General features: G+C 69.9%; 12 protein-coding genes and 1 pseudogene. 4 read left to right on the top strand and 9 right to left on the bottom strand.

Translation table 11 applies throughout. The annotated features are described in order from the left end of the window. The first annotated feature begins 68 nt into the window (after window positions 1-68). Complete coding sequence (locus ACTIL2_RS07050) at window positions 69-1316, top strand: acyltransferase family protein (protein ID WP_442336744.1); 1248 nt, start codon at window positions 69-71, stop codon at window positions 1314-1316. Window positions 1317-2752: 1436 nt separating this feature from the next. On the opposite strand, the pseudogene ACTIL2_RS07045 reads toward ACTIL2_RS07050, so the two are convergent. The 3 genes and pseudogenes from ACTIL2_RS07045 to ACTIL2_RS07035 all read right to left on the bottom strand — a co-directional run. Next, window positions 2753-4864, bottom strand: a pseudogene (locus tag ACTIL2_RS07045) (alpha-(1->3)-arabinofuranosyltransferase domain-containing protein); the annotation flags it as partial. A gap of 10 nt (window positions 4865-4874) precedes the next feature. Then, complete coding sequence (locus ACTIL2_RS07040) at window positions 4875-5069, bottom strand: DUF2613 domain-containing protein (RefSeq protein ID WP_442336743.1); 195 nt, start codon at window positions 5067-5069, stop codon at window positions 4875-4877. A 58-nt stretch (window positions 5070-5127) separates the two neighbouring features. Further along, window positions 5128-5703: a universal stress protein gene (locus ACTIL2_RS07035; protein WP_442336742.1), complete on the bottom strand. Its 576-nt coding sequence runs from the start codon at window positions 5701-5703 to the stop codon at window positions 5128-5130. 27 nt (window positions 5704-5730) lie between these two features. On the opposite strand from ACTIL2_RS07035, the gene ACTIL2_RS07030 reads away from it, so the two are divergent. Further along, window positions 5731-6972 carry a glycoside hydrolase family 3 N-terminal domain-containing protein gene (locus tag ACTIL2_RS07030; RefSeq protein ID WP_442336741.1) on the top strand — a complete coding sequence of 414 codons (1242 nt, stop codon included), beginning with the start codon at window positions 5731-5733 and terminating at the stop codon, window positions 6970-6972. Window positions 6973-7041: 69 nt separating this feature from the next. After that, window positions 7042-8808, top strand: a complete 1767-nt coding sequence (locus ACTIL2_RS07025; protein WP_442336740.1) for a VanW family protein — start codon at window positions 7042-7044, stop codon at window positions 8806-8808. 3 nt (window positions 8809-8811) lie between these two features. On the opposite strand, the gene ACTIL2_RS07020 is transcribed toward ACTIL2_RS07025, so the two are convergent. From ACTIL2_RS07020 to ACTIL2_RS06995, 6 genes are all read right to left on the bottom strand, one after another. Beyond that, entirely contained in the window at window positions 8812-9285 is a 474-nt protein-coding gene (locus tag ACTIL2_RS07020; protein ID WP_442336739.1) for a MarR family winged helix-turn-helix transcriptional regulator, read from the bottom strand. A gap of 987 nt (window positions 9286-10272) precedes the next feature. Then, window positions 10273-11355 carry an acyltransferase family protein gene (locus ACTIL2_RS07015; RefSeq protein ID WP_442336738.1) on the bottom strand — a complete coding sequence of 361 codons (1083 nt, stop codon included), beginning with the start codon at window positions 11353-11355 and terminating at the stop codon, window positions 10273-10275. Between the two features lie 79 nt (window positions 11356-11434). Next, the gene (locus tag ACTIL2_RS07010; RefSeq protein WP_442336737.1) at window positions 11435-12028 is read right to left on the bottom strand and encodes a hypothetical protein; all 594 of its coding nucleotides are present in this window, start codon (window positions 12026-12028) and stop codon (window positions 11435-11437) included. Then, complete coding sequence (locus ACTIL2_RS07005; protein ID WP_442336736.1) at window positions 12025-13200, bottom strand: acyltransferase family protein; 1176 nt, start codon at window positions 13198-13200, stop codon at window positions 12025-12027. The genes ACTIL2_RS07010 and ACTIL2_RS07005 overlap by 4 nt, the downstream gene beginning before the upstream one ends. 34 nt (window positions 13201-13234) lie before the next feature. Then, entirely contained in the window at window positions 13235-13762 is a 528-nt protein-coding gene (locus ACTIL2_RS07000; protein WP_442336735.1) for an arsenate reductase/protein-tyrosine-phosphatase family protein, read from the bottom strand. Continuing rightward, window positions 13759-14919: an acyltransferase family protein gene (locus ACTIL2_RS06995; RefSeq protein ID WP_442336734.1), complete on the bottom strand. Its 1161-nt coding sequence runs from the start codon at window positions 14917-14919 to the stop codon at window positions 13759-13761. Before ACTIL2_RS06995 ends, ACTIL2_RS07000 begins: the two co-directional genes overlap by 4 nt. A gap of 214 nt (window positions 14920-15133) precedes the next feature. Between ACTIL2_RS06995 and ACTIL2_RS06990 the strand changes: the two genes are divergently transcribed. Next, on the top strand, window positions 15134-17512 hold the full coding sequence (locus ACTIL2_RS06990; RefSeq protein WP_442336733.1) for a glycosyltransferase: 2379 nt from the start codon (window positions 15134-15136) through the stop codon (window positions 17510-17512). Window positions 17513-17515: the final 3 nt, after the last annotated feature.

Here is a 17515-nt window from a genome sequence, read left to right as displayed (position 1 = left end):
TGGCAGAACGCGCACAAAAATGCGGGGAGGGAGCATGGCGGGGCCCGGCCCGGGTAGCCTGATCGGCAATGGACGCCACCGCGACACCCCCGCACCCTCCGGCGACCGCGCACTCAGCGAGGTCACCGCAGGGTCCGGCGTTCCTGCCCGCCCTGGAGGGGCTGCGGGCGGTGGCGGCGATCGGGATCATCCTGGCACACGCCGCCTTCCAGACCGGCAGCGACACCGGGGACCTGGTCAACCGGATGATGGCGCGCCTCGATTTCTTCGTGCCCGTCTTCTTCGCCCTGTCGGGGTTCCTGCTGTGGCGTCGTCACCACGCCGACGCGGGCGGGGGCACGTGGACCACCTACTACGTCAAGCGGCTCGGCCGGATCATGCCCGCCTACTGGGTGTGCGTTGTCACGGTGCTGCTGTTGTTCCCGGTGGCCTCCGAGCCGGGCGGCCCGCCCGGGATCCTGCCGGTCCTGGGCAACCTGTTCCTGCTCCAGAACTTCGTGCCGGACGGCCTGGTCGGCGGGCTCACCCACCTGTGGTCGCTGTGCGTGGAGATGTTCTTCTACCTGGTCATGCCGCTGCTGGCGCTCGCGGTGGGCCGCCGGAGCCGCCGGGTGCGGGTCCTGGCGATCACCGCGGTCGGTTCGTTGAGCTACGTCTGGCCCTTCGTGTCCTGGTCCGGCAGCGAGATCAACGCGCACATCATGCCGTGGGCCTTCGTCTCCTGGTTCTGCGCCGGCCTGCTCGCCTCGGAACTGGAGGGCTGGTTGTCGGACGGCGCGGGACGCCGCCCCCGGCTGGTGGCGGGCATGCGCCGCTGGGCGGCCCACCGGTGGATCTGGGTGCTTGTCGCTGTCGGCGCGCTGGCGCTCGCGGCGGCGGACGGGCCCGAGGGCCTGGTCACCGCCGGTGACGCGGAGTTCGCCCGGCGCAACCTCTACGGGCTGGTCTTCGCGTCCTCGTTGATCGTCCCCTACGCCGTGCAGCCGGCGTCGAGGGTGATGGAGTCGGCGGTGATGCAGGCACTGGGGCGCTGGTCGTACTCGATCTTCCTGTGGCACATGGCGATCCTGTCGCTGGTGTTCCCGCTGCTCGGCATCGAGCTGTTCGACGGCAACACCCTGCTCGTCCTGCTGGCGACGGTGGTGCTCACCGTCCCGGTCGCCGCGCTGAGCTACTCGCTGGTGGAGGATCCGGCGCGCCGTGCGGTGTCGCGCTGGTGGGCGCGGCGCCGGTCCCCGGGGAGCAGGACGGAGCAGACCACGGCGACGAGGCAGCCGACGAACAGCAGCTCGGGCAGCCAGGAGTACCCCGCGTAGCTGCCGTAGTTTCCCGCACCCCACGGCGCGCGCACCATCAGCGCCGCCCCGGCACCGCCGAGCACCATCGCCAGGACGTGGGGACGCGCCAGCCGGTCCAGCGTGGCGCGGATCCACCGCGGCAGGGCGGGGAACCGGCCGGTCAGGGGTGGGATGCCCAGGACAACCGCGATGATGCCCACGGCCACCACGAGACCCGGGATTCCGGCGACCGCGGCAGCCAGGGCCAGCGTCGCGGCCCCGAGCAGGAGCCGTCCCACGCGTCCGGGGGCGGTGGCCCGTGGCGCAGCCGGCACCGGGACCGGGGACGCCGCGGCGTCCTCCGACGGCACCGTCCGCTCCGGTGCTGCCGTGTCCGTCGGCCTCCTACGGATGTGCACCAGCGACACGATCCAGGCGATGAGCAGCGCCAGGGCACCGGCCAGACCGCCGCCGAGCCAGCGCTGGTAGCTGCCGGTGGCGGTGAACTCCACCTCGAGGCCGTCGGTGAGCTCGGCGTCGGACTTGTCCGCCAGCGAACCGGCATCGCCCGGGACGACCCAGCCCTGCTGCCACCCGTTCACGGTCACCGGCTCCAGCCCGGTGCCGTCGACCGTGGCCCGGCGGCCCTCGTTGACCGAGGTCGCCGTCACGATCACGCGGTCGCCGGACGCGTCCGCATCCGCCGCGACTGTGCCGTCGTCGCCGGTCAGCGACACCCACCGGTCGCGGCTGCGGACCTCGTGCTCACCCGGGGTCAGCGTGACCTCCTCGCCGCAGGACACCGGAATACCGTCCACACGGGTCCCGGTGTCCGCCCCGGCAGCACACCGGTCGGAGTCCAGCGTCACGGTGGTTTTCCGGCCGACGGTGATGATGCGCCGCATCTCGAACTCGTTGATCTCCTGCCCGAGCACCCACCGTCCCGGATTGTCGTCGCCGGCGGGCACCACGATGTCGCGGCGCGGGGTCACATCGGCGCCGGACGCGGTCTCCGTCAGCGACAGCCCGCTGAGACCGGCACCTCCCCAGGCCCCGACGATCCGCAGGTGGACACGGTCGGCCTCCCCGGCGGGCAGCAGGACCGGGCGGTCGTCCCCGTCCTCCCGGTAGCCGGGGACCAGCACCGTCGTCGAGGCGACCGTCCGGTCCCCGAGGTACGTGGTGGCCTGCACCCGGATCGGGCCGCCGGACGCACGGGCGTTCAGCGACATCCGGGACACCGGCTCGTCGAGCTCGAGGTCGATCCACTCGTTGATCGGGGACCCGGCCCCGGGCCGCCACGCGGTCTCCGGGGAGCCGTCCACGGCCGCGGTCACCCCGGAGTACGGCTGCGCCCCGCCCAGGGACGTCGGGTCGGAGGCCGAGGAACTCGCGGTGATCCGGCCACCGGTCTCCCTGACCCGGGTGAGCTGGTCGTCGTCGAGCCCGGCGGGGTAGTCGGCGACCGGGTTGCGTGTCCGTCGCGGGTCCCCGGTGGCGCGGATGTCCGAGGTGGACCCGGTGACATTGCCGTAGTTGTGCTCACGCAGTGCCGGGGTGTCGGTGACGGTGTCCACGCCGTCGGGGCCGGGGAGTCCACCGGCACCGGCGTCCTGGCTCAGGACGCGGTCACGTGGACGGTTGCCCGCCGCCGCATCGGCCGCGGCCAGCCGGGGGAGAACCTCCGGGCCCCCGGCGGTGACCTCGAGGTCCTGCGCATCGACCACCCGCGGCTCCGTGGAGTTGGCCGGGCGGTCCGCCGGGCCCCCGTTGCCGTCGACGCGGAAGATCCGGACGGAATCCTCCTCCCCGAAGGACGCCACCTCGCTGAACCCGTCCGACGCGGCGGAGGAGGTCAGCGTGCGCAGGACACCGCGGGCACCGGGGGTGTCCGCGGTACGGGTCAGGTCGGTACGGACCAGCACCAGGCCCACCCCCTGCTGCAGCAGGGCGTCGGCCAGGGCGGGGTTGGCCCCGGCCGCGCCGTCGGGGGAGAACTCGCCGGTGACACCGTCGAGCCCGCGTATCGCCTCCGGCGGCACCAACGGGACGGAGTCCCGGACGACCCACGGCACGTCCAGCAGCGCCTGGGCCGGCTCATCACGGGTGTTACCCCAGGTCTGACGGCCGAACCGGGCCTCGGGGAGGATCATCGTCCGCGAGTCGGAGGCCCCGTTGGCGGGGTCGTTGAGCCAATCCGCCGCGTCCTCCCAGTAGCCCGGGACGCTGCGGAAGCCGTCCTCCGGCACCAGCCGTCCCGTCCAGGCCGGGGCGGTCGCGACCGCCACCACCAGTGTCACCGCGGTGACCGCCGCCACCGACCGGTTCCTCTCTGGCCGTGCCCAGGTCTCCCTCCACGACGAGCGCGGTGGGACCGCCAGCCCGCCGAGCAGGTGGGCGAGCCCCGCGACCAGGGGAAGATGGACCAGCGCATCGAACTTGTGCAGGTTGCGCAGGGGCGCTCCGGCGCCGTCCAGGAAGCCCTGGACCACACCGGACAACGGCGAGAAGGGTGCGGCGGCCACGCCGAACACGGCGATGCCGGCACCCAGGACCACCAGCCAGGTCACCGCGAACGGCATCGGTGCCGCCGCGTGGCGCCCGATGCGGCGTCCGGCGAGACCGGCCAGACCCATCAACGCCACAGCCAGGGTCGCTGCGACGAACACCGCCTCGGTGGCCAGCGCGAACCCGCCCTGGCGTTCGGTGGAGAGGAATGCCGTCCAACTGGTCGTCCCGCGGAGCACCTCGCCCAGGTTGAACCAGAGGGAGGTGATCCCCGCCGACTCGATGTAGTCGGTGAACGGTGGGGAGTAGCGCCCCAGGATCAGCAGCGGGCCGACCCACCAGAAGCAGGCCAGGATCCCGCCGGGCACCCACCACGCGGCGAGGCGCCAGGCCGTCCGCCGGCGCGTCCGGGCCTCCGCGCGGTCCGGCCCCGAGGCGAACACGCCCTGCGCCAGCCACCAGAGCACCGCCGGAACCACCGCGGCGAGCGTGGCCACCGCGTTGACCGCCCCGAGGCACAGCACGGCCACCGCCGACCCCAGGCCGGCGGCCGCGAGCCGCCGGGTCGGTGGTCGCCCGCCACCGGCGTGCTGCCCGGGGAGCAGGACCCGCACGACCGGGAGCATGATCCACGGCACCAGGGCGATGGTCCAGGCCTCCGAGGAGATCGCACCGAGTGTGGTGATGATCCGCGGGCTCAACGCGAACAGCGTGGCCGCGACCAGCCGGGACATCCGTGACCCGGTGGAGGTGGCCTCCAGGAGCTTGACCGTCCCGGCGAAGGCCAGGAACAGCAGGAGCGCCCACCACAGCCGCTGCACCAGCCAGTCCGGCAGGGGGTCGAGCAGTGCGAAGAACAGCCCGTGAGGGAAGAGGTAGCCGTAGGCCTGGTTCTGGAGCTGGCCGAGCGGGAACACGTCCGTCCACGGCGACAGGGCCTGCTGGAGGAATCCCCACGGGTCGGCCGTGAGGTCGTGTTTGGTGTCGGCGACCGTCAGTCCCGGCCCCTGGAGCAGGGCGACGACGGCCCACAGAAAAGCCGCCAGTCCCCAGCTGCGGCGGGAGAGGGTCTGTGTCACCCCCGCGAGACTACCGGCGCTCGCCGTACTGGATGGAGCCCATCACCGCGTCATCGACGGAGATGTCGGCCGTCGGCAGGTCGCTCGAGTCCGCGATGGAGCCGGCGGCGAAGGCCGCCACACCGCCGAGGACGACCCCCACCACGGCGGAGGCGATGGCGGGGCCGAGGGTGCGGCGGGGCTGCGAGTCAGTCTCGGTGGGCATGTGTCAATCCCGTCAGTCGGTGTGGGCGGTCGGGTGGTCGGGGCTTTCGGTGGCGATACTACCGGGTGGAATCGTCGATCGCGGTATTTTCCGCCACTCCGCCGTCGACGTCCTCGTCATCGTCGACGGACGGGACGATCAGCACCGGCCGTCCCGCGTGCTTGACGAGACTGTCGGACACGCTGGACTGCAGCAGGGACCGCCAGCCGCTCAGCGCGCGGGATCCGGCCACGATGATGCTCACGTCCAGTTCGCGGGACGCGTCGACGATCGCACTCCAGATCGCGGTCGCCGACTCCACCAGGAACGGCTCCGTGGCGAAGCCGTGGCTCTCGGCCAGCGTCACGCCCTCCCGGCAGATCGAGACGGCGTCGGTGTACGCCGGGTCCTCGTCGTCGTCGGTGACGGCCGACCAGTCGTGCTGCATCATCCCGCTCATCCCGGCGGTCCGGGCCGCCTGCCGGTGGATCGGCTCCCACACGGTCAGGATGTAGGCGTTCTTCGTCGACAGGAAACGGCCGGCGTAGTCGATGGCACCCTTTGCTTCGTCGGAACCGTCGTAGGCGACCAGGACGGTGTCGCCCTCGAAGGACCCGATGTTCTCGCTTGCTTCATTACTGGATTCGCTTCCCATGCCCATGAGCGTAGTACGGTCGGGGCCGTGTATGCCGGACGACTGCCCAGAACGGATCACCTCCGTACCCGCATCCCCGCCGCAGTGCTGGCGGTGACCACCACGGTGGCGCTCGCCGCGTGTTCGGACGACGGCGGCGGGCAGGGTGCCACGACGACCCCCGCACCGTCGGCGGTACCGTCCACCGCGACGACGGCGGCGGGTGGACCGGACGCCGCGGCGTCCCCGTCGCCCGATGCCGGGGAGGACACGTCCTGCGGGGTGCCCGACGACCTGGCCCAGCTCGCCGGGGCCTCCCTGGCTGTCGGGGTCAACGGTTTCGACGACGCCGCGGCAGCCGTCGACGCCGGGGTGCGTCACATCTTCATCGGTTCCGGCACCGACCTGGGGATGCTCGACGGGCAGGGGGACCCGGCCCGGAGCATCTCCGCACTCAAGGACATGGCGCGTGGCACCGGGGGCGAGCTGACGGTCTCCGTCGACGAGGAGGGAGGGCAGGTCCAGCGCCTCGCCGGCATCATCGGGGAACTGCCGTCGGCCCGCGAGATCGCCGGGACCATGGATCCGGGGCAGGCCCGCGGGCTGTTCGCCGAACACGGCCGCAAGATGGCCGGGCTGGGCATCACCATGGACTTCGCCCCCGTCGTCGACCTCGCGGGCGGCGACCTGATCAGTGACAACGCCATCGGTGACCGGGCATTCTCCGATGACCCGCAGGTCGTCGCCGACTACGCCGGCGCGGCCGTCGACGGTCTGCAGGACGCGGGCATCTCCCCGGTGATCAAGCACTTCCCCGGCCACGGACACGCCACCGGTGATTCCCACCACGGCACGGTCAGCACCCCGCCGCTGGACCAGCTGGGTCCCGACCTGGAGCCTTTCGCGGCTCTGGCGAACCGGGACGGCGTGGGCGTGATGGTCGGCCACATGCAGACCCCGGGACTGGACGCCGGGGAGGTGCTCGGCCAGGACACCCCGGCCTCGCTGAACCCGGCGGCCTACGGACTGCTGCGGGACGGGGTTTCCGACGGGCCCGGATTCGACGGCGTGATCTTCACCGACGACCTCACCGGAATGCAGGCGATCACCGACACCCACTCCGGCCCGGAGGCCGTTGTCGCGGCCCTGCGCGCCGGGGCGGACGCTCCGTTGACCTCCACTGAAGCGGATGTGCAGGCGACGGTGGACGGTCTGGTCGCGGCGGTGGAGAACGGCGACCTCGACCGGGGACGACTGGAGGGAGCGGCCGGCCGGCACTGTAGTGCCTGATACGGTACGCGCGCCCCGGATGCACCCCACGGGTACCGTCCAGCAGCGTTAACCGTTATTGTGTGTGACGTGACCAGCAACGACTCCGCCTCCGCCATCCCCAACGGTTCGTCCGGTTCCCCGGACGACCAGTGGGGAAGCCCCGACGACTCATCCCGGGGCGGTAGGCTGCGCCGCTGGTGGTGGTTGTGGACACTGCTCGGAATCATCGGCCTGGGCGGCGTCCTGTACGCCACGGACCTCATCATGAGCGACGGGAACGTACCCCGGGGCGTGACCGTGGGCGGGGTGGACGTCGGCTCGATGTCCGAGGAGCAGGCCGAGGCACGGCTGCGCAACCAGCTCGACGAGGGCACGCGGGCGCCGGTCGAGGTGTCCGCCGGGAACATGTCCACCGACATCGACCCGGCCACGTCCGGGCTGTCCGTCGACTGGGCGGGGACCATCGAGCAGGCGGGCCAGCAGCCGCTCAACCCGATCACCCGCATCACGAGCTTCTTCCAGGAGCGTGAGGTCGGCATCGTCAGCACCTTCAACGACGGCCAGCTCGACAACACCCTCGACCGGGTCGAGAACGAGCTGACCCGTGACCCGGAGAACGCCACCCTCGCCATCGACGACCGGGGCGCGGCCGACATCGGCGACGACGTTCCCGGACAGACCGTGGACACCGACGAGGTCCGGACGAACGTCAAGGACCACTGGCTCAACGAGGACCGCTCCATCTCCGTCGACGCCGAGGTCACCGAGGCCGACGTCCGGCGCGACGCCGCGGACACCGCGGTCACCGAGTACGTCGACAAGGTCACCGACGGCGACGTGGTCTTCTCCGGACGCGACGACACCGACGGCGTGCTGCGGCCCGCGGACATGGGCCGGATCGTGACCTTCGCGGCCGAGGACGGCGAGATGCGTCCCGAGTGGCACCGCGAGGCAGCCCAGGAGATCCTCGCCGAACAGCTCGCCGGGACCGAGACCGAGTTCCGCAACGCCAGCTTCGAGGCGTCCGGCCGTGACCTGCAGGTCATCCCGTCGCAGGACGGGGTACTCATCAACTGGGACGAGACGCTCGACCCGATCGAGGACAAGCTGCTCGACACCGGTGAGCGCCGCCATGAGGTCACCTACGACGAGAAGGACGCGACCTACACCACCGAGATGGCCGAGCGTGCCAGCTTCGATGACGTGATGGGCGAGTTCACCACCGACGGCTTCGCCGACGACTCCGGGGTGAACATCCGGCGGACCGCCGAGATGGTGGACGGTGCGATCGTGCTGCCCGGCGAGACCTTCAGCCTGAACGGGCACACCGGTCCGCGTGGCGAGGCCCAGGGCTTCGTGGACGCCGGCATCATCCAGGACGGTCACGCGGACAAGGCCATCGGCGGCGGTGTCAGCCAGTTCGCCACCACGCTCTACAACGCGGCCTACTTCGCGGGGATGGAGGATGTCGCGCACACGCCGCACTCCTACTACATCGACCGGTACCCGGCGGGGCGTGAGGCGACGATCTTCGAGGGTGCGATCGACCTGCAGTTCAAGAACACCTTCGACACCCCGGTGATGATCGAGGCCTCCGCGAACTCCAGCTCCGTGGACGTGACGTTGCGCGGCGTGAGGCACGTCGAGGTCGAGTCCGACACCAGCGAGCGGACCAACTACGTTGACCCGGAGCCGCTCGAGCTGTCCGGGGACAACTGCTCGCCGTCGAGCGGCTCGCGCGGTTTCACGGTGACCGACACCCGGACCATCAAGGACCTGGACGGCGGCGACGTCAACAGGGAGTCGAACACCACGGTCTACGATCCAGCGCCGATCGTCACCTGCCGCGACTGACCCTCACCGGTCACCGGAGGGGTGCTCGGCGAGGAGGGCCACCCGCCGGGCGACGTCCATCACGGTCTCGGCCTCGTGGACGGTGAGGTCGAGGGCGTGGGCGACCTCCTGCTGCATCCGGATCGCCGACTGCTGGAGGTCCCAGCCCGGCTCCAGCAGTTGCACGGCGACCCGGCGGTTGTCCTCCTCGCTGCGGGTACGGCGCAGCAGTCCGGCGGCCTCCATGCGTTTGAGCAGTGGGGAGAGGGTTCCGCTGTCGAGGTGGAGTTGTTCACCGAGTTCCTTGACGGTGAGGATCCCACCCGGGGCGCCGGGGTCCCCGCACCGCCACATGGCGACCAGGACGAGGTACTGGGGGTAGGTGATGCCCCACTCCTCGAGCCACGGACGGTAGACCCGCTGCATGTTGTGGATGCCGTTGTACATGGCGAAGCAGACGTGGTGGTCGAGGGGGAGGGAGCGTTCCAGGGAAGTCATGGTCCCATTGTGGACCGCAATTGAATTGTGCACAACCGTACAGCTCGGTCTGCCCCGGTATGTTTCGGAGTGATGTCGTCCGGAGTAATGACCCTTTAATGGAGGGGAATCATGGCGGTTATGGGTGGTTCGTAGATTAGTGGACAGTTCCCCGGAGCAACCGGGGAATGAGAAAACGTCGGTACCGGAACAAGTCCGGTACCACCACCCCTCACTTCAAAAGGAGAATCCCCATGGGTCTTGTTGCCGGTCTTATTGATGGTGTCGTTGGTTTGGTTGATGGTCTCGTCGGAGTTGTCGGCGATGTACTCCACCTGCTGCTCGGCGGCCTGTGACCGACTAACCCCCTAGTCAGGAGGCCCGTGGACGGGCAGTGTGCAGCCGTCCACGGGTCTTCTTCTCGTATGCGGGCCCCACCCGGCCACCGGGTGGGGCCCGCACACGTGAAAAACCCCCGGCCCGCGGCCGGCATCGTGGATGATGCCGGCCGCGGGCCGGGGGTAACTCTGCGGGGTCGTCCGTCCCTGGAGGGGGAGAGTCTGGGGGCTCCCGGTGTTCTCCGTGGAGCGCACTGTTGGTCTGTCGAGGAGTGCGTCACGGACCGTTGAGGGGTGTGTGGGACCGGGGAGCCGGGGACGGGGTGACCTTTTGAGTTTTGGGGCCAGTGAGGAACAGCCGATATGTGGCCGGGGGGCCGGAGAGGTCACGGTTTGAGACGCTGAGAGACACCGAAACTGACGCTATCCACCACCCGAGTTCGAGGAGAGAACCGGAGATGATCGGTTGCTCCTCACTGGCGTGGCAGCAAGGTAGGCAGGCCAGGTGGTCACCTGCAATGGGACACCCGGCCATGCGGGGGTGGCCGGGTGGGTACCCCATGGGGGTATGGTATAGCTGAGACTCTCCGCTGGTCACCAGCGTAACGCTGGTTTTAACCTGGATGTAATGGCCTACGGAGTGACCGTTACGGCAGGCGAACGGGGGTGGTTAGCGCGCGTGTTTCGGCTGTGACCGCCGGCCCGGACCCCGGCTGGACCGTACCGACCCGTCTGTGTGGTCCGCCCCGTCCCTCATGGGCAGGGTGTTCACACCCTCGCCCGGCCACGGGGCGATGAAGAGCCCCGGGACAGGACGCACGATCCGCCAGACCAGCAGCGACCCGGCAACGGCGAGGGCCGTCATCAACAGCGTGCCGAGTGCGGCCACGGCGACCGAGGAGTCGACGGACGGCTCCACGGCCAGCAGAATCCCGATCACCGGCATGTGGAGCAGGTAGATCGGCAGGGTGTTGCGTCCGAACCAGTCGAGGTGCAGCCACGGCATGTACCGGGCGATCAATGTCGCGGTGATGATGCCCATCGCCATGCCCAGAACGGTCAGGGGCAGCCACACCGGGGAGGACAGCTCCCCACCCAGCGCGATCAGGGCGGCGAACCCCGCGGCCCACAGGCCGCCCACGGCGAGCAGGGACAGCACGGATGCACGCTCGGCCGTGGCGGCGATGACACGGTGCCCGTACACGCCGAACTGGAAGACCACGAAGTGGGTCAGGGTGCGCTCCCAGGCGAAGTTGTCGATGGTGATCCAGTCGAAGGCGACCGGCAGGGAGACCACCGAACCGATGGCGAACTGCGCCCACAGCGGTAGCGGACGCATGAGCTTCACACCCACGTAGTACAGCGCCAGGGCGTAGATGAACCAGGGGCCGAACGCCGGGTCGAGGGGGACCGCGAGGAGCTGCAGCAGCGAGTAGTCCTCGCCGTTCCAGGGGAACACCTGGGAGGACAACGTCCACAGTGCGCTCCACAGCAGGAACAGCCAGAGGAACGGGCCGACGCGGTTCTGGACCTGCCAGGGCCACGGCCGGTCGATGCGGCGCAGGAAGAAGTAGCCGGCCATCGCGAAGAACAGAGGCATCCGGACGGTACGGAGGGGGGACATGGCGTCGAGGATTCGGTCGTCGAACCAGTCGTGGCCGACAGCGGCGGTGGCGACGTGCATGAGCACGACGAGGAGTATGGCGGCTCCCTTGACCGTGTCGATCCACGCGACGCGTTGGGTCGCAGGCATGGAGGATCCTATATGGAAATAGAGTGAGGGGTGCCCTGACCTTACCTCCGTCCCGCGGGTGCCGCAGCAGGAATGCCGCTCAGCACTCCCGGTCGGTCATCGCCCGTGCCCACCCCAGGGTCTGGTACGCCGACTGGTACAGGTGGTTGGTGAGGGACCGCTCGGAGGCGGGGCGGTTCACCGACAGGTCCCCGTCCCAGCACCGCTCGACGTAGAGGCGCACCCGCTCCACGTGCTCGCGTCCGGTGCTCAGCACCATGGCGGTGTCCCATCCGTTGTCCTCCGCGAGCCGGCCGAACTCCTGCGCCTCACCACGGGTGGTGGACGGGTCCGGGGAGAAGCAGTGGACCTCGACGCCCTCCAGCGGCCCGCAGTAGCTGTCCCGGAGCGTCCTGTTCCCGGTGGGTTCGGAGATCACCAGGTCGGGGATGCCCTCTTTCTGCGCCAGGTCGCGCGCGGCCGGGAAGTCCGGGGGGGACGCGCCGCCGACCTGGAAGAGGACGTCCGCGTCCTGCGGAACCGGGTCGAGCCGGGGGAAGTAGATCTTCGTGACGGCGAACCAGCTCCACAGCGACGCGAGCACGATGAGGATGGCGAGCAGGGACCAGACGACGCGGCGGCCCCGTCGGCCGAGGCGGCTGCCAACCCGGGAACGGCTTATGCGGCGGCTCATCGTGACTCCTTCGGGTCGGGTGCGCGGTGACGTCCGGGTGCGCGGTGGCGCCCCGGGGCGGGTCGCTCCTGCGGCGTGGGCGGGGTGGGCCTCGGTGCCGTGGTCGGCGGCTCCGCGGGAGCGGGTGACTCGGTGGCGGCCGGTGACTCCGCGGGAGCCGCTGCCGTGCGGGTGTTGGCGCCCTCACCGGTCCACGGGGCGATGAACAGCCCGGGGATCCGACGGGTGAGCCGCCAGACCACCAGGGACCCGGCAACGGCCAGTGCGGTGGTCAGCAACGGGATGCCGACGGCTACGGCCGCGGTGGGGGGCAGATCGAGGTCGAGACTGTAGAGCAGTCCGATGACCGGGACGTGCAGGAGGTAGATCGGCAGCGTGTTGCGTCCGAACCAGGACAGCCTCAGCCAGCCCGCGTGCCGGTCAAGCAGTGTGGCCACCATGACACCCATGGTCATCCCGAGGGCGGTGATCGGGATGCGCCACACATTGTCCAGGCCGTTGTCGGTGAGGAACAGCGCCCCGGTTGCCGCACCCCACAGGAAGCCGACGACAAGCATCCGGACAGCGGTCGTCCGCTCCGCGACCGTCGCCAGGACCCTGTTGCCCAGCGCACCGATCTGGAAGGCGATGAAGTGGGTGAGCAGTGATTCCCACACCCATGAGTCGACGTGGATGAATCCGCAGGCCACCGGCAGGGAGATCAGGGCGCCGATGACGAACTGCGTCCACAGCGGGAGTGGGCGCATCAGCTTGACGGCAACGAAGTAGATGGCCAGGGCGTAGACGTACCAGGGGCCTACGGACGGGTCCACGAACAGCAGCAGGGCGTCCCGGAGTCCGCTGTCCTCGGCACGCTGCCACGGGATCACCTCGAAGGCCAGCACCCAGAGTGCCGTCCACAGCACGAACAGCCACAGGAAGGGGCCGATGCGGTTGCGCACCTGCCAGCTCCAGGGCCGGTCGACCCGGCGGAGGAAAAAGTAGCCGGACATCGCGAAGAACAGCGGCATGCGCACGGTCAGCAGCGCATTCGTGAGCATCGACAGTTGCTCGCCCGACCAGTCCTTGGGCCCGGCCAGCTCGACCGCGTGGTAGAGCACGACAAGGAGAATCGCAATGCCCTTGACGGTGTCGATCCAGGTCAGTCGTGGTTTCTGCGGTGCAGTCGGCATGGGGGGAGGGTCCTTGGGTGAGCAGGGGTGGGGGTCAGCCCCTGGTGAGGAGGGTGGCGAGGTCCCGGACATCGGCGGCGATACCATCGAGGACACGGTTGTACGCGGCGTCGGACGAGAACTGGACGGGGTCGTCGTGGTCCCCTTCGACCTTCGGGAGCTGGCGCCGGTGGCAGGGCAGCTCGTCGAGGGTCGTCAGTTCCCCGCTGCGGTGCCATCCGGCCAGCTGGTGGAGCCGGAAACTGTGCCGCATCATTGCAGGGGCAATGGTCATGCACCGGTCCACGTGCGACTTCTCCAGCCCGATGGCCAGGTCCGTCGTCCTGAGGATCCTCCGGTCCAGGCGGCGGGCGACGAACCCGGAGCCGTCGATGCCGCGTTCGCGGAGGTAGGCCAGGGACCGTTGGTCCATGCCGTACCCCGACATGCCGGACGTCCCGGCGCTGGAAACCGAGATCCCCTGTGCACCGGGGTCGCCGGACGTTTCGAGTGCGGCGCGGAGCAGATACTCGGCCGCGGGCGAGCGGCAGATGTTCCCGGTGCAGACGAAGAGGATGTTCATGCCGTGGCCTTCTGTTTCCGGGGAGCCGTGCTTTCGCCGAGAATGAATTTCCCGGCCTGGAACTGTCGGAGGACGATGACGCCGACGATGGAGAGGAAGATCCCGCCGAGCGACAGGACGACGAACTCCGCGGCATCCGCCTCGATCCCGAGCACGGACATGATGGCGCGGCACCCACCGACGGCGAAGGAATGCAGCAGGAAGATCCCCGACGAGTAGCCGCCGATCCACGCCAGGGGACGGTTCGACAGTTTCCAGCCCAGGAAGACCAGGGGGAACAGGATGCCGAGGCCGATCCCGACAATGCTGTGCCGTGAATCGAAGGGGTCGAATACCCCGTTGAGGGACAACTGGACCAGAACGATCACCGCCACGAGCAGGACGGTCATCGTCACCTTCGCCACCATCCGCCGGGGGATGAGGTTGAACCGGACCATCCCGATCCCGGCGAGGAAGAACGGCGCGAGCGTGAGGGCCTGGCCGACCTGCAGCACGCGGAAGGCCTCCGTGTCCGACAGGAGAACCACCAGCAGGGATCCGGCGAACAGGGCACCGAAGCTGGTCCTCGTGGAGACCAGGTCGAGGGAATCAAGCAGGGCGACCACGGCGAACAGCCAGAAGGTGGTCAGCAGGAACCAGTACGGGCTCAGGGAGTAGAGCAGCCAGTTCCACGGCTCGAGCTGGCGGGTGGTGTTCGTCCCGGAGGCGTAGGTCTGGAACAGGCCGATCAGCGGCACGAAGATCACGTAGGGGACCAGCAGCCGCCGAGCCTTCTTCCTCATGAAGGCCCCGTACTTGCCGATGCCCCGCAGTGGACGCCAGGCGTACACCAGCCCCGAGAGCAGGGTGAACAGCGGCATGCGAAGGTAGTCGACGGAGTCGGTGTAGTAGCGGAAGCCGCTGTCGTCGCTGACCTGGATGCCGTCGGAGGCGGAGTAGCCGATCACGTGGAACGTCACCAGGAAGATGCACGCCACACCACGGAGGGTGTCCACGGGGATGTTCCGGCCGTGAACCGTGAAGATGCCGGCGAGCCAGGCGCGGAGCCTGCTCCCGTCCTGGCGGTGGCGCCCTGCGGGCGACACCGCGGGCTCGGCAGGTCGGCCCGCCGGCGCGGTCGGTTGACCGGCCGTCGGCGGGGTCTTGCTCGAAGTCATGAAACCGTCCTACAGAAGTGGTGAGGGATGACGGTGAATGTCACTGGGAGGGGTATGGAGAGATGCCCCTTCATAGTAGGTCCGTGGCGGGGGCGCAGCAACGGCAATCAGAGTAGGTCACGGTAACTATCCGCAGGTGACGGGCATCACAGGAGGGGTTCGGACCCTCGCGCACGCCCGGCACGGATCGGCGGGCGGCCCTACAATGACAGCCATGAACAACGACGACAGGTCCCTCACCCTGCCGCCTGGAGCACCGACCCTCTGGGTCCACTGGGGGCGCACCGGTGGTGGCCCCCGATTCCTCGCCGATCTCACCGACGGGGATCGTGCGGACGGTACTTCAGACGCGACATACCTCTCCTACAACCCGGACGCCGAGATCGCGGGGCGGTTCGCGGCGACACCCGTGCCGTCCTTCCCGGTGCCCACCTACAACTCCACCGCTGGGGTGGTCCTCGGCCTGCCGCGGCTGGTGTGGAACTCGCTGCGGTTGCGGCGGTGGATCAGGGCACGGGGTGTCGGGCGCGTCGTCTGCGTGATGGAGAGCGTCTACCAGTCCCTCGCACTGCCCGTCCTGATCCCGCGGAGCACCGAGTACGTGGCCTGCATCCATGACGGCTCCGCCCACCCGGGTGAGGAGAACATCGTCCAGACCATCGGCCGGCGCAATGAACTGCGCCGGGCCGACCGCATCGTCACCTTCTCGGACGCGGTGACCGGTGTCCTGTCCGACCAGGTCAGCGTCCCGATCAGTACGGGGACGCATCCGCCGTTCGACCTCCAGGACGCCGCGACCGAGCCGCGTGATCTCCCGGACGGGACAGCGGGGGAGCGGGTCCCGGTTATCGGGCTGTTCGGCCGGCTGCAGAAGTACAAGGGCATCGACGTTGCGCTGGAGGCCATGAGAATCCTGCGTGACCGGGGTGCCCCGCCCTGTGAGCTGCAGATCATCGGCAGCGGTCCGGAGGAGCGGCTGCGCGACACCCCGCTCGGCGGGGAAGCCACCTGGGACAACCGGTGGATCCCCGAGGAGGAGGTCACCGACATCGTCCGCAGTTTCGACATCATGCTGCTGCCGTACACCGAGGCCAGCCAGTCCGGCCCGGTGACCCTGGCGCTGGCCCACGCCGTGCCGTGCGTGGGGACACCGGTCGGGGCGATCCCGTCCCAGGTTGAGGGCTTCGGGGTCGTCACCGATTCGATCAGCCCGGCCGATGTGGCCGACGGCATCGAGGAGCTCCTGACCGACCCTGGGCTGTACCGGTCCCTGTCCGCCGGAGCGGTGGAACGCGTCGCCTCGCAACCGGACTGGGGTGACCTGGCGGAGCTGATCCGGGACGGAGGGCAGGGGACCGGGTCCCCCGCCACCGCTCCCGCGCCGGGACGCGCCCAGCAGGTGGTCACACGGGTGAAGTGGCTCGGGCAGCGGGTCTTCGGGCTGGTCAACGGCCTGGTGCCGCTGAAGGCCGCGGGAACCCCGGCGGACCGTCCGGCGGGTGTCGGGCGCACCCGGGTGGTCCTCCCTGCGTCCCACGGCTCCTTCGGCGACGAGGCGATGGGCCTCGTCGCCGCGCAGTGCCTCAGCGCACTCGGACGGGACGTCGACCTCGTCGTCCCCGGTGAGTCCGGCCCCTGGCGGGAGGACGTTCCGGACGGCGTTGGTGTCCTGCAGCTCAGCGACATCACCGCCGGACCGGGGAACACCCCGACCGCCGCCACGGTGCGGGAACTCACCGGCGGTCCCCTCGTGGTCATCGGGGCGGACACACTGGCCGGCGACTACGAGCTCGCGATCCTCGCAACCCGCGTCCGGATGCTCAACCGTGCGGCGGAGGCCGGGCAGCCCGCGGCGCTGGTGAACTTCAGCCTGCCGTCCACGGTCCACCCCGATGCCCGCCGGATCCTGCGCGGCCTGTCCCCGGACGTGGAGGTCCGCGCCCGCGACGCGCTCTCCGCCGGGCGTGCCACGGAGGTCCTGGGCCGGTCCGTTCCCAGCACCCCGGACATTGCGGCCCTGCTGGAGCCGTCCGGCACCCCGGTGGACTCCGGGCGGGTCGTGTTCGTCCCGAACGCCCATCTCGGCGGGATGTACGGCGTGACCACCGAGCACCTCGTCGAGCTGTGGCGAGGGGTCGCCGAGACCCTGGGACGGCCGGTCGAGGTCGTCGTCCACGACATCCGTGAGAGCGTCGGGGACATCGAACTGGGTCGCCGCATCGTCGCGGCGCTCGAGGACGCCGGGGTGGACGTGACCCTGACCATTCCCGCCACCGCCGCCGGGGCGAAGGCGGCGATCGCCGGGGCACCGGTGTGTGTCTCGGCGCGGATGCACGCCTGCGTTGCCGCGCTGAGTAGTGGGGTTCCCACCGTCGGCATCGGTTACGTGGGCAAGTTCAGCGGCCAGTTCGCCTGGTACGGCTCGCTGGGGAGTGTGGCGGAGTACCGCCCCGACCTCACCGCGCAGGACGTGGTGGATCAGGTGGGGCAGGTGGAGGGTGCTGCCGGTGGCGTGTCAGCCGGGGACCCCGCCACCGATCTGATCCGCCGTGACTACGGGGAGATGCTGGCGGAGTCCGCCGGCCCCCGCTGACGC

The organism is Corynebacterium sp. (assembly GCF_052107835.1).
GTDB lineage: Bacteria > Actinomycetota > Actinomycetes > Mycobacteriales > Mycobacteriaceae > Corynebacterium.
Note: the sequence above shows the minus strand (reverse complement) of the source record. Positions and strands in the feature narration are given on the sequence as shown.